Annotated in this window: 12 protein-coding genes; 7 read left to right on the forward strand and 5 right to left on the reverse strand. The window is 68.1% G+C overall.

The genetic code is table 11. The features are described from left to right. Positions 1–78: 78 nt before the first annotated feature. Positions 79–2289, reverse strand: coding sequence for a TonB-dependent receptor (locus AC5P8R_RS07520; RefSeq protein ID WP_049420616.1), 2211 nt, complete (start codon positions 2287–2289; stop codon positions 79–81). A gap of 136 nt (positions 2290–2425) precedes the next feature. Between AC5P8R_RS07520 and AC5P8R_RS07525 the strand changes: the two genes are divergently transcribed. Both AC5P8R_RS07525 and AC5P8R_RS07530 read left to right on the forward strand, forming a co-directional pair. Next, positions 2426–2839, forward strand: a complete 414-nt coding sequence (locus tag AC5P8R_RS07525; RefSeq protein WP_008264835.1) for a MerC domain-containing protein — start codon at positions 2426–2428, stop codon at positions 2837–2839. A gap of 110 nt (positions 2840–2949) precedes the next feature. After that, positions 2950–3129: a 30S ribosomal protein THX gene (locus AC5P8R_RS07530; RefSeq protein WP_004150462.1), complete on the forward strand. Its 180-nt coding sequence runs from the start codon at positions 2950–2952 to the stop codon at positions 3127–3129. Positions 3130–3259: 130 nt separating this feature from the next. On the opposite strand, the gene AC5P8R_RS07535 is transcribed toward AC5P8R_RS07530, so the two are convergent. The 3 genes from AC5P8R_RS07535 to AC5P8R_RS07545 all read right to left on the reverse strand — a co-directional run bounded on the left by AC5P8R_RS07535 (position 3260) and on the right by AC5P8R_RS07545 (position 6581). Then, complete coding sequence (locus tag AC5P8R_RS07535; RefSeq protein ID WP_046429675.1) at positions 3260–4510, reverse strand: alkaline phosphatase family protein; 1251 nt, start codon at positions 4508–4510, stop codon at positions 3260–3262. A gap of 104 nt (positions 4511–4614) precedes the next feature. Next, positions 4615–5106, reverse strand: a complete 492-nt coding sequence (locus AC5P8R_RS07540; protein WP_014646457.1) for a methylated-DNA--[protein]-cysteine S-methyltransferase — start codon at positions 5104–5106, stop codon at positions 4615–4617. Beyond that, positions 5103–6581, reverse strand: coding sequence for a DNA-3-methyladenine glycosylase 2 family protein (locus AC5P8R_RS07545; protein ID WP_014646458.1), 1479 nt, complete (start codon positions 6579–6581; stop codon positions 5103–5105). Before AC5P8R_RS07545 ends, AC5P8R_RS07540 begins: the two co-directional genes overlap by 4 nt. Before the next feature lie 470 nt (positions 6582–7051). On the opposite strand from AC5P8R_RS07545, the gene AC5P8R_RS07550 reads away from it, so the two are divergent. The 4 genes from AC5P8R_RS07550 (at position 7052) to ubiM (ending at position 10478) form a co-directional block, all read left to right on the forward strand. Further along, positions 7052–8215, forward strand: coding sequence for a COG3904 family protein (locus tag AC5P8R_RS07550; RefSeq protein ID WP_041863185.1), 1164 nt, complete (start codon positions 7052–7054; stop codon positions 8213–8215). Between the two features lie 58 nt (positions 8216–8273). Beyond that, on the forward strand, positions 8274–8819 hold the full coding sequence (locus AC5P8R_RS07555; RefSeq protein ID WP_046429681.1) for a DUF4019 domain-containing protein: 546 nt from the start codon (positions 8274–8276) through the stop codon (positions 8817–8819). Between the two features lie 11 nt (positions 8820–8830). Next, a complete protein-coding gene (locus AC5P8R_RS07560; protein ID WP_046429692.1) occupies positions 8831–9220 on the forward strand; it encodes an MAPEG family protein in 390 nt (129 codons plus the stop codon). Between the two features lie 79 nt (positions 9221–9299). Then, positions 9300–10478 carry a 5-demethoxyubiquinol-8 5-hydroxylase UbiM gene (ubiM, locus tag AC5P8R_RS07565; RefSeq protein ID WP_495223224.1) on the forward strand — a complete coding sequence of 393 codons (1179 nt, stop codon included), beginning with the start codon at positions 9300–9302 and terminating at the stop codon, positions 10476–10478. A gap of 11 nt (positions 10479–10489) precedes the next feature. Here ubiM and AC5P8R_RS07570 read toward each other — a convergent pair whose 3' ends face one another. Then, positions 10490–10711, reverse strand: coding sequence for an RNA-binding S4 domain-containing protein (locus AC5P8R_RS07570; RefSeq protein ID WP_014036469.1), 222 nt, complete (start codon positions 10709–10711; stop codon positions 10490–10492). A 266-nt stretch (positions 10712–10977) separates the two neighbouring features. Between AC5P8R_RS07570 and AC5P8R_RS07575 the strand changes: the two genes are divergently transcribed. Next, complete coding sequence (locus AC5P8R_RS07575; protein ID WP_046429684.1) at positions 10978–12915, forward strand: DEAD/DEAH box helicase; 1938 nt, start codon at positions 10978–10980, stop codon at positions 12913–12915. Positions 12916–13088: the final 173 nt, after the last annotated feature.

Here is a 13088-nt window from a genome sequence, read left to right on the forward strand (position 1 = left end):
GGGCCCGAAGGCCCCCGTTCAATGCGGTGGTGCCAGAGCCCTTTCCTTCGGAAAGGGATCCGACCCCGCCGTGCGCGATCAGAAGAACGCGCGGATCCCGAATGCGACTCCACGGCCTGGCAGCGGCGAGTAGTCGCGCAGCAGCGAGGTATGCGGGCGCACTTCGCGGTTGGTCAGGTTGCTGCCATCCAGGAACACCTCGTAGCTGTTGCCCGCGTTGCGATCCCAGCGGTAGGCCAGGTGCGCGTCGACCAGCGTGTAGCCGTCGCTCGGGGCTTCGTTCTGGGCAACGTCCTTCTGGCGGCTGTAACGCACCGCACCGACCGAGGCGCGCCAGCCGTCCTTCGACCAGCGCAGGTCGGCACCCACGCGGGCCGGGGCGATACGCGGCAGGTAGCCGGTGTTGGCCAGCTCCACGTTGTAATTGTGGTTGTGGTCGCCGTGCGGCACGGCGATGTCGAGGTTGCGGCTGCCGCTGCCATCCAGCTTGGCCTTCACATAGTCGCCGAACAGGCGCAGGTCCCAGTCACCGGCGCCGCCCTCGAACAGGTGCACCAGCGCTTCGGCCTCGGCGCCGCGGAACACCGCGTCCTGCTGGGTCCAGGCGCGCACCGGCAGCCCCTCGGTAACGCCGGTGTCGGCCAGGTAGATGAAGTCCTTGAACTTCGTCTGGTAGACCGAGGCGGAGAAGTCCAGGCGTTCGCTGTGGGTATGGATGCCCAGTTCGACGCGCTGGCCGCGCTCGGTCTTCAGGTTGGCGTCGCCGATCTCCAGCGAGCGGGTGGCGATGTGCGCGCCGGCGGCGTACAGCTCTTCGTTGGTGGGTGCACGCTCTGAGCTGTCCACGCCGATGCGCAGGTCAACGGCATCGTTGAGCTTCCAGATACCGGCGGCAGACAGGTTGGTGGCACCGAACGTGCGGCGGCGGTAGTCACCGGTCGGGTCCAGCTTGACCTGGTCGTGGCGGCCACCCAGTTCCAGCTTGAACGGGCCGAACTGCTTTTCCTGCAGCACGAACAGGCCGATGTTCCTGGTGCCGGTATCCGGTACGAACGCTTCTTCGCCCTTGGCGCCGAAATCGCTGTTGCCGAACTGCAGGCCGAACGCGCCGTCCCAGCCGCCGATCTGCTGCTGCACGGCTTCCAGGCGCGCTTCGATACCACGGTTGGTGAAGCGCGTCGACGGCGTGCCGGCCTCCAGCTCCACGTGCTCGTAGTCGGTGTAAGCCACGCGTGCGTTGATGTTCTTCAGGAACGAGACCGGGTTGTAGATGCCGGCCTTGGTCTCGAAGCGGTTCTGCACCATGTCGATGCGCACGTCATGCTCGTCGCCGCCTTCCTCTTCATCGCCGTGGTCGTGACCGTGGTCATGGCCATGGTCATCACCATCGGCATGCACGTGCGCGCCGTTGGGAATGCCGTAGTTGGTGCGATAGGTGCTGGCCGACACACCGAAGTAACCACCGTCGCCCAGCCACGTTGCGCCGACGCCGCCGGCGCGGGTGCGGATCGAACTGTTGTCCAGGCGGCCGCGGCGCGGTTCTTCGCCCTCGGCTGCATCGTGATCATGGTCGTGATCGTGGTCATGGTGGTCTTCAAGGCTGTCGATCACCGCGTAGCCGGGAATGCGGTAGTCGTCGCCATTGCGCACCAGGCCATCCACGTGCAGCACGACATTGCCGCTGACACCATCGAGGCGGAACATGCCGCTGCGCTCATTGTTCACCGAGTTGCCGCGCAGCTCGGCGCGGCCGCTGAGCGGGCGCTCCGGCAGTTCGCGCGCGATGCGGCCATCCACCACATTGACCGCACCACCGATGGCGCCGCTGCCGAACAGCAGCGTGGCCGGACCCTTCAGCACTTCGATCTGGTCGGCCAGGAACGGCTCGATGCTGGTGGCATGGTCGGCGCTGACCGTGGAGGCGTCCATGTTGCCCATGCCATTGGACAGCACGGCAACGCGCGGGCCTTCCTGGCCGCGGATGATCGGGCGGCCGACGCCGGGGCCGAAGAAGGTGCTCTGTACGCCGGGCAGCTTGGCCACGGTATCGCCCAGGGTGCCGGCCTTCTGCTCGTCCAGGCGCTCACCGGCCAGCACGTCCACCGGGCGCGCCAGGGATTCGGCATCGCCCTGCAGCGGCGACGCGGTGACCTGTACCGAGGAGAGTTCGGTCAGGTGGCGGTCACGGTGGGAGGTGTCCTGGCCGGCTGCAAAGGCGACGGACGGCGACAGGGCGGCGAGGGCCAGGGCCAGGGAATGCGGCTTGAGCCGAGGGGTGTGGGCGGGCATGGGCAGGTCCTTTGTTACAATGTATCAATCGCAGGGCGCACGAATCCCGTCGAGGGGACAGGGGGAGGGGAAACCGTGCGGTTCGGAGAGGGATGTTATATTATTCCATAACGATTCGCCGACCCTGCTGGAAGTCATGTCCCTGTCCTCACGCCTGCGCCACCTGCTCGACCGTTTCGGTGCCACTGGTTCGATGCTGTGCGCAGTGCATTGCGCGGTGATCCCCGTGCTGCTGGCGGCGGCGCCGTCGCTGGGCCTGTCGTTCTGGCTGAGCGATGGCGTGGAACAGGCGCTGGTGGTGTTCGTGACCCTGCTCGGGCTGTTCAGCCTGGTCTGGGGCTATCGCCGCCACGGTGCGCTGCGTGCGCTCGGCTTCCTGATCCCCGGCCTGGTCGCGCTGTGGGCCGGCGTGCTGTACGACCCGCTGCACCACAATGCGGTGCCGCATGCGGTGGTGATGACCATCGGCGGCCTGCTGGTGGGCGTTGCCCACCTGGTCAACCTGCGCCTCAACCACGGCCACGTGCACGACGCAAGCTGCGCGCACTAGGCACGCCGTGATAGGATTTCCGATCGTGCGCGGGGGCGCCCAGCAAGGCGGCCCCGCCGAACCCGTGTCAGTACGGGGTAACCAGATTTCACACTTGAGGAGTTGAAGACATGGGTAAGGGTGACCGCAAGACCGCCAAGGGCAAGCGCTACAACGCCAGCTACGGCAACGCCCGTTCGCACACCGCGAGCAAGGTCGCCGTAGGCGCCGCCGCCCCGGTTGCCAAGAAGACCGTGGCCAAGGCTCCGGCGAAGAAGGCCGTGGCGAAGAAGGCCGTCGCCAAGGCCTGATCAGGCCGACCGACCGGTCCAAGGAAAACGCGGCGCCTGGCGCCGCGTTTTTTTATGCACGTTCCTGCAGGGCCGAGCCCATGTGCGGCTGGCGTAATGCAGTCGAGCATGGGCTCGCTCTACAGGGAATTCAGCGCAGGGTCTGCTTCAGCGTTTCCGGATTGCCATCGTTCGGCGCGGCCGGCACCTGCAGCAGGTGGGCCAGCAGCGGGTAGACGTCGACATTGTCGAAGCCGTCGATCACCAGGCCCTGGCGGAACGAGGGGCCGCTGGCCACGAACACTGCGCGCATGGAGGGCAGGGCGTTGTCGTAGCCGTGCGAGCCACGGTCCTGCTTCGCGCGCTTGGCGATCTTCTCGCGGTGCAGCGCATCCCAGCCTTCATCCATCGCACAGACGATGGCCGGAACCCGCGGATGCGTGCCGTAGTGCCAGCGCGCCGGCAGGTTCTCCTTCTTCCAGCACTCGTAGTGCGCATGGCGGCCGAGCAGGGCGCGTTCGGCCTCAGCCTCACGACCGGCCACTGGCGCGAAGCCCACCGACTGGCCCTGGCTGACGTTGCGCGCGATGGACGGGTCGGCCATCGATTCGGTGGCGATCACGTGGCCGTCGGCGACGCTGGCCATGCCGTGGTCGGACACCACGATCACATTGGTGGTGGCGGCCAGGCCGCGCTGCTGCAGGCCGTCGAGCACCTGCCCGACGATCAGGTCGGCGCGTGCGATGGCGTCGGCGTACTGCTTCGACCCGGGGCCGTAGTTGTGCCCGGCCTTGTCCACGTGCTCCATGTACAGCGTGGTCAGTCGCGGGGCATCGGCGTCGGTCTGTGCCAGCCAGTCGAGCACGATACCGGCACGCTGCTCCAGCGGTTCCTTGCCGTCGTAGATCCGCCACTGGCTGGGGCGCACACCACGGATTTCCGATTCACTGCCCGGCCACGACGTCGTGGCGGTGCGCACGCCGGCGTTCTCGGCGCCGACCCAGATCGGTTCACCGCCCCACCAGGCACTGGTGGTGACGGCCTCGCGGTTGCTCAGCTCGAAACGGCCCAGCGCTTCATCGTCCATGCTGTTGTTGACGATGCCATGGTGGTCCGGGCGCAGGCCGGTGACGATGGTGTAGTGGTTGGGAAACGTCAGGGAAGGATAGGACGGTGTCATCCAGCGGGCGCGCACGCCGCCGTCGATCATCCGCTGCAGGTTCGGGGTCAGCCCGCGGTCCAGCGCATCGGCGCGCAGGCCGTCGATGGAGATCAGCAGCAGCTTCGGCGGTGCGGCCGATGCGACGGACGTGGGAACGGAGGCGGTAGGGGCAGGCGCAGTGGTGCAGGCAGCCAATGGCAGCAGCAGCGCCAGCGAACAGGTCAGGCGTACGGAAGTCATCCGTGCATGATAAGCCGGTGCAATTACCGGCCCAAGACACGGCGCGCCAGGATCGCCCGGGGTCAGATCCCTTTTCCACGGGAAAAGGGATCTGACCCCGATGTTCAGGCGAACAGCGGGGCCTGGCGTTGTTCCAGCCGCAGCAGCGCCGCCTTGGTTTCCAGGCCGCCACCGAAGCCGGTCAGCGCGCCGTTGCTGCCGATCACGCGGTGGCAGGGCAGGATGATCGGCAACGGGTTGCGCCCGTTGGCCGCGCCCACCGCGCGGGTCGCGCTGGGCTGTCCCAGGTGTTGCGCCAGTTGCAGGTAGCTCCAGGTCTGGCCGAACGGAATCAGCGCCAGCGCCTGCCACACGCGCAGCTGGAACGGCGTACCACGCGGCGCCAGCACAAGGTCGAAGCTGTTGCGCTCGCCGTGCAGGAACTGCAGCAGCTGCTCGCGTGCTTCCGGCAAGGCATCCGGTGCGTAAAGCCAGTCATCACGCCCGCGCGCGGGGTGGCGGTTCTCCGGGAACAGCACGTGTGACAGGCCACGCTCGTCGCCGGCGATGGTCAACACGCCGATCGGGCTGTCGAAACGATCGAACAACAGTGTCATGTCGGTTCTCCAACGAATGTGCCGGACAGGTGCCACAGGTGCAGCACGGCGTAGGCGCGCCAGGGACGCCACGGTTGCGAGCGCGCTTCGGTTGCGCGTTCGCTCAGGCGCTGGCCCTGCGCGTGGCCGAGGACCTGCTGCAGTACAAGATCGCCGGCCGGGAAGGCATCGGGCTGGCCGAGGCCACGCAAAGCGATGTACTGCGCGGTCCATGGGCCGATGCCGGGCAGTGCCACGCAGCGGGCAACAAACTCTTCCAGCGCCTGGCCGGGCCCGAAGTCGAGCTGGCCGCTGGCGCAGGCGGTGGCCAGTGCACGCACGGTCGCGGCGCGGCTGCGCGGCAGGCCGATTGATTCCAGAGGCGCCTCGGCCAATACCTCGGGTGCCGGGAACTGGCGATCAAAGTCGGACGACATGCCCGGCAGGTGCGCGCCATAGGCATCGACCAGCCGCCGCGCGAAGGTGGTGGCGGCGGCAACAGTAACCTGCTGGCCGAGCACGGCGCGCACGCCCACTTCGAAGCCATCCCAGCCGCCGGGCACGCGCAGCCCCGGGCGCTCGGCGATGCCGCGCGCCAGCAAGGGTTCCTCACCCAATGCGGCGTGCACCTGCTGCAGGTCGGCATCCAGATCAAACACGCGACGCACGCGGCGCACGATGTCCGGGATCAGGCGCGGATCCACCGCACCCAGCTGCAGGCGCAGCTCCGGGCGCTTCGGGTCGGCAGTGACGCGCAGCAGGGTGGGGCGCTCCGGCGTGCCCAGCACGCGCTGGTAGCTGTCCTCGCCAATCAGTTCGATGCCGGGCAGGCTGCGCTTGCGCAGGAACGCCAGCATGCGCGGGAAGTCCAGCGGTGGACGGTAGCCCAGGCGCAGCACCAGGCCGCCATCGTCGGCGGCCAGCGGTTGATGCTGGCGGCGCAGTGCGGTGGGGGCCATGCCGCAGCCCTGCAGGAATGCGGTATTGAAGCGGCGCAGGCTGTTGTATCCGGCGGCCAGTGCGACGTCGGTCACCGCCAGCGTGGTCTCGGTCAGCAGTTGCTTGGCCAGCAGCAGGCGATGGGTGGCGTGGATCTGCCCGGGCGTCGCGCCCAGGCGTTCGACGAACAGGCGCTGCAGCTGGCGCGCGCTGAGGCCGAGCTTCGTAGCAAGATCGGCCACCGGCTGCTCCTGCAGGAAGCCGCCGTGGATCAGGGCCAGGGCGCGCTGTACGGTCTGCCCGGCCAGTGCCTGCTGGGCCTGTGGTGCCAGCTCCGGGCGGCAGCGCAGGCACGGGCGATAGCCGGCGGCGGCGGCAGCAGCGGCGGTCGGGTAGTAGGTGATGTTGCGCGGCTTCGGGGGCGGTGCGGGGCAGACCGGGCGGCAATAGATGCCGGTGCTGCGCACGGCGGTGAAGAACACGCCGTCGAAACGTGCGTCGCGGGCCAGGCGGGCGCGATCGCAGGCGGCGGTGTCGAGGGCGAGGGCGGTGTCCATGGCGGCAGTCTAGGCGGGTGCGGGCGGGGATACTCGCCACATTCGGACATGGATGCTGAAGGGGGTCACGCCGGGCTGCGCCCGGACCCGCGGTAGTGCCGGCCGCTGGCCGGCAACAGCAACAGCAGAAGCGGGATTCCTGTGGGATGGCGTGGTGGGTCCGGTGGCAGGGGACGCCGTGAACCCCCAGACCGGCCCAGCCGCTGGCGGCTGTGCGTTCGGGCGCTTGCGAAGCAGTGCTTCGCAAGCAAAGCGCCCTCACCCCTGGGGACTTGGTCGCGGCATCCATGCCGCTCGCACCCCTGCCACCGGACCCGCCACGCCTTCGACAGGTTCCTGAGGCCGTTGGTAGGTGTCTACCTTGGTCGACACGCTTTCCCAAGGGTCAGAAGGGGTTCAGTGCCACGCGCTGAATGCGCGGCCTGGACGGGTAGACTGTGGCTCTTGGTCCCATGAATCCCGGTTGCCCGATGTCCGCCAAATTCCGCTGGTTGCCCCTGTTGTGCCTGGCCCTGGCGGGCTGCAGTCAGCTGGAGAATCCGGGCAACGTGACCGCTGCCGACAAGGCAGCGCGGGCGCCGGCCAGTGATGGCGAGAACATGGTTTCGATCAATGCCGCCGACGCGCCACCGGCACCGGCACCACCGCGCAGCCAGGCGGGTCGGCCGTGGCCGCAGGCGCAGCTGGAAAATGGGCGTGCGTGGGTCAGTTGCAGCACGGAATATGCGGGCGATGCCGGCGACGGTGCCGAACTGGAAGGGCTGCAGCGCGAGCAGATCACCCAGGCCCTGGCGCCGTGTGCCGAGCGTGGGCTGATGCGCGTACGTTACGCCGGCAAGATCAATCCGGGCTTCGCCGAAATGATGTGGCGGTTGGCGGTGGTCGCTGACGAACTGAAGATCCACAAGCGCATCCTCGACCTGGACTCCAGTGGTGGCCAGGTGGAGTCGGCGATCGTGGCCGGTGACAGCATCGGTGAATCGGGCTGGACCATCTGGGTGCGCGAAGGCTCCATCTGCCACAGCGCCTGCGTGTTCGTGCTGGCTGCCGGTGACAACCGCCTGCTGTCGGGCAAGGTCGGCATCCACCGCATGATGCGGATCAGCTCCAAGGCCACCTCGCGCGCCGAGCTCAACCGCGAGCTGCACGAAGTCTACGACAACGTGAAGGATTACCTGCAGCGCAATGGCGTGGCGGTGGGCGTGGCCGATCTGATGATGACCGTGCCCAATCGCAGCCTGCGCCTGCTGACGCCGGATGAGCTGCGCCAGTACGGCCTGGATGGCACCAACGCGGTGCAGGACGATCTGGAACGGATCAAGCAGATGCGCGCCTGCGGCGATGACTTCGTGCAGCGCAAGGACGCGTTCCTGATCGCCTTCGACCAGCAGTGCAAGCGCGACGGCGCCGACATGGAATCGATCAACAGCTGCGGCCAGGCCCTGAAGCAGCGCTTCGGTTTCCCGGATGCGGTATGCCCGGACGAAAGCCCGCTGTCGGAGATCGATGTGGCGACGCTGCCACCGGCACCGTCGGAGCCGCCGCCGGTGGCCGAGCAGCCGCCAGCGAACACCGCCGCGCCCGCCGCGCAAGCTGATGCGGCAGCGGTGGAGGGCAACGCTCCGGCACGCTGACGGCGTAGTCACCGCGCTGGCGTAGACTGCGGTTCTCTCCAGAAAACCGGCGGTGTCCATGAAGCGCGTGCTCCTGCTGCTGTCCCTGCTGCCCCTGACCGTGTTGGCGCAGGCCCCTGCGCCGGCCACGCCTGCGCCGGCCCCGGCACGCCCGGCACCAGCCTCGCCGGCAGCTGCGAAGCCCGCTACCGCCGGTTCCCCTGCGTTGACCGCTGCTCAACAGGCGCAGGTGCAGAAACAGGACGCGGAAATGGGCGCCGCCGCAGTGAAGGCAGCGCAACTGGTCGACGCCAACCGCGCCGGCGAATTGTGGGATGGCGCTTCGGCCGTCGCGCGCCGTGCGGTGCCGAAAGCCGCTTTCGTCAGCCAGTTGGCCGCCGAGCGTACGCGCCTGGGTGCGCTGGCCGGGCGTGGCCAGCCGACCATCACCCGGGTCAAGTACAGCGCCGGTGCAGCAGTGCCGGAAGGGCTGTACATCAACGTCAGCTTCCCGACCCGTTTCGCCAACAGCGCACAGCCGGTGCGCGAGCTGGTCTCGTTCCGTTTCGACGAGGACCAGGTGTGGCGCCTGGCCGGTTACAGCCTGCGCGCGTCGGCACCCTGAGGAGGTGAATGATGGCAACTGAACTGACGATGCTGGCCTGGTCGGTACTGCTGGGCTTCGTGTACATCTTCGCCACCTCCACGGTGGTCACCCGCGAGCGCGGGATGAAGTGGAATGCTTCGGCACGCGATGGCGATGCAAAGCCGCTCAGCCCGCTGGCCGGTCGCCTGCAGCGTGCGCAGGCCAACTTCCTGGAAACCTTCCCGTTCTTCGCCGCCGCCGCCATCGCAGTGGTCGTGGCCGGGCGCGGCAACGACACCACGGCGCTGGCCGCGCAGGCCTACTTCTGGGCGCGCGTGGTCTATCTGCCGCTGTATGCCGCGGGCGTGCCCTACGTGCGCAGCCTGGTGTGGCTGGTGTCGCTGTTGTCGATCCTGGCGCTGGTGTTCGCACTTCTGTAAGTCGGCCTGATCCAGATCAAGGCCGCTCAGGCGCGCGGCGCTATGCTGGCGCGGACTGGATCAACGGCAGGAGGCGCGCATGCGCAGGATGGACGTGGTGGTGGTCGGCGCCGGACCGGCGGGCCTGTGCTTCGCGCGCGCGCTGGCCGGCAGCGGGCTGCAGGTCGGGCTGGTCGAAGTGCAGCCGCGCCAGGCGCTGGCCGAGGCCGCCTTTGATGGCCGTGAGATCGCGTTGACCCATGCCTCGCGGCAGAGCATGGAGCAGCTGGGGCTGTGGCAGCGCCTGCCGCACGCTGAAATTGCTGATCTGCGCGATGCCAGGGTGATGAACGGCGGCTCGCCGTTCGCGCTGACCTTCGCCAGCAGCCAGGTCGACGGCCAGCCGCTGGGCTGGCTGGTACCCAACCATCTGATCCGTCGCGCCGCGTGGGATGCCGTGCAGGGCCAGGACGGCCTGGAGCTGTTCGACGGGCGCAAGGTGCTGGGCGTGCAGGCCGATGCGCAGGGCCACGTGGTCAAACTCGATGACGGCAGCCAACTGCATGCGCGGCTGCTGGTGGCCGCTGACAGCCGCTTCTCCGCCACCCGCCGCATGCTCGGCATCGGTGCGCAGATGCGCGACTTCGGCAAGTCGATGCTGGTGTGCCGCATGCAGGTCGAGCGCGACCATCACCACACCGCCTGGGAGTGGTTCGGCTACGGCCGCACGATGGCGCTGCTGCCGCTCAACGAGGGCCTGGCATCGGCGGTGATCACGCTGCCGCCGCGGCAGATCGAGGCGCTGCTGGCGATGGACGAGGTAGCCTTCGGTGAGGCCATCAGTGCCTGCTTCGAACACCGCCTGGGCCGGATGCAGCCGGTGGCCACGCCGCAGGCGTATCCGCTGGTGGGTGTGTACGCGGATCGCTTCGTCGGCGAGCGTTCTGCGCTGATCGGTGATGCCGCGGTGGGCATGCATCCGGTCACCGCGCATGGCTTCAACCTGGGCCTGGCCAGCGCACAGCGGTTGGCGCAGGGCATCGTCGCGCAGCAGCGCCGTGGTGCCGACATTGCCGCCGCCGGCATGCTGGCCAGCTACCAGCGTGGTCATCGGCTGGCGTCGCGGCCGCTGTACGAGGCCACCAATGCGATCGCCAGCCTGTACACCGACGACCGTCGCCCGGCGCGCCTGCTGCGTGCGGCCGGCCTGCGCCTGGCGCAGGGCGTGGCACCGTTCAGGCAGCTGATTGCCTCGCACCTGACCCAGCGCGTGGCCTGAACAGCTTCAGATCAGCCTGCAGCCAGCACCCGGATCTGGCTGTCGGCGAATTCGACCACCTGGCCTGCGCGGATCTTGCAGGCCTTGCGCAGTTCCACTTCGCCGTCGACCCGTACCTGGCCCTCGCTGATGACCATCTTGGCCTCGCCGCCACTGGTGACCAGATCGGCCAGCTTGAGCAGCTGCTTGAGTTCGACGTAGTCACCGTCGAGGTCGAATTCGAGAATCTGCATGGAGCGGGGTTCCTGGGAAGAGGGCGCAGGCCAGCGGCCGGGCCGGGAAGAGGGCGCGTATTGTGCGCCAGCACGGGCCCGACGGCATCTGTGAGGAAAGCTGTATGCCTCGTTCAGCATCAATGCGGTATCATTCCGCTCTGAGCGAGTGAAATCTCCTCCGACCGAGCAGCGCCAGGGCACGCGATAAGAAGGGCGCCCAAAGCGCGGACCATCACCTTTTTTATCGCACTGCCAGGAAGACGGCAGTGCCTTCGGAGTTCCCCATGTCCCAAGATTCCCAAGCGCCGCTGCAGTTTGCGCAGCTCGGCCTGTCCGAGCCCGTGATGCAGGCCGTCACCGCCATCGGCTACGAAACCCCGTCGCCGATCCAGGCCGCCACCATCCCGGCGATGCTGGAAGGCCGCGACGTGCTGGGCCAGGCCCAGACCGGTACCGGCAAGACCGCTGCCTTTGCACTGCCGGTACTGTCCAACATCGACCTGCAGCAGATCAAGCCCCAGGCCCTGATCCTGGCGCCGACCCGCGAGCTGGCCATCCAGGTTGCCGAGGCGTTCCAGTCCTATTCGTCGAAGATCCCCGGCTTCCGCGTGCTGCCGGTGTACGGCGGCCAGCCCTACGGCCAGCAGCTGTCGGCCCTGCGCCGCGGCGTGCATATCGTGGTCGGTACCCCCGGCCGCGTAATCGATCACCTGGACCGCAGCACCCTGGACCTGTCCGAGCTGAAGACGCTGGTGCTGGACGAAGCCGATGAAATGCTGCGCATGGGCTTCATCGACGACGTCGAAGCGGTGCTGAAGAAGCTGCCGGAGCAGCGCCAGGTGGCCCTGTTCTCGGCCACCATGCCGCCGCAGATCCGCCGCATCGCGCAGACCTACCTGCAGGACCCGGTGGAAGTGACCATCGCGGCCAAGACCACTACGTCGGCCAACATCCGCCAGCGTTACTGGTGGGTGAGCGGCATGCACAAGCTGGACGCGCTGACCCGCATCCTGGAAGTCGAGCCGTTCGACGCGATGATCATCTTCGCGCGGACCAAGGCCGGCACCGAAGAACTGGCCAGCAAGCTGCAGGCGCGTGGCCTGGCCGCTGCCGCCATCAACGGTGACATGCAGCAGGCCCAGCGTGAGCGGACCATCGCCATGCTGAAGGAAGGCAAGCTGGACATCCTGGTCGCCACCGACGTGGCCGCGCGCGGCCTGGACGTGGAGCGCATCAGCCACGTGCTGAACTACGACATCCCGTACGACACCGAAAGCTACGTGCACCGCATCGGCCGTACCGGTCGTGCCGGCCGCAGCGGCGAGGCGATCCTGTTCGCCACCCCGCGCGAGAAGGGCATGCTGCGCCAGATCGAGCGCGCCACCCGCCAGCCGATCGAAGAGATGCAGCTGCCGAGCGTGGAAGCGGTCAACGACACCCGCATCAACAAGTTTACCTCGCGCATCAGCGAAACCCTCGGCGCCGGTGGCCTGGACTTCTACCGCCAGCTGCTGGAGCGCTTCGAGAACGAGCAGAACGTGCCGGCCATCGAGATCGCTGCCGCGCTGGCCAAGCTGCTGCAGGGCGATACCCCGTTCCTGCTGCAGCCGCCGGTGCGTGCCCCGCGCGAAGAGCGCGCACCGCGCGAGCGCTTCGACCGTGGTGACCGCCCGGAACGTGGTGATCGCTTCGACCGCAACGAACGGGGTCCGCGCTTCGAGCGTGGCCCGCGCCGTGACGACGCCGAAGGTGGTTTTGAACAGCGTCCGCGCCGTGAGGTTCCGCCGCGTGGTGCACCGGAGCAGGGCATGGAGACCTACCGTATTTCGGTCGGTCACCAGCATGGCGTGAAGCCGGCCAACATCGTCGGCGCCATTGCCAACGAAGCCGGCCTGGAAAGCCGCTTCATCGGCCGCATCGACATCCACGACGACTTCTCGCTGCTGGACCTGCCGGCACAGATGCCGCCGGACGTGCTGTCGCACCTGCAGAAGGTCTGGGTGTCCGGCCAGCAGCTGCAGATGCGTGCGCTGGCTCCGGGTGAAGACACCAACCCGGCCCCGCGCCCGTTCAAGCCGCGCTTCGACAAGCGTGGCCCGGGCGGTCCGGGTGGCCCGCGTCGTGGCGGCCCGGGCGGCCATGGCGGCGACCGCGGCGGTGACCGCGACAGTCGCCCGCCGCGTCGTGACGGCTTCAAGCCGCGCGGCCCGCGCAGCTTCTAAGCCGCACCCGCAGCCGTCCAGACCACCGCCAGCCCCCGGGCTGGCGGACAGAAAAAGGGGACGGAGGGGATTAAGTCGTATCTGGCTGGCCATGTGCGTGTGCCAAGAACGACTTAATCCCCTCCGTCCCCTTTTTCGCATGGCCCACACATTGCCGGTCCTAGGCTGGGCCG

Source organism: Stenotrophomonas sp. YJH_SMC_73 (genome assembly GCF_059370155.1).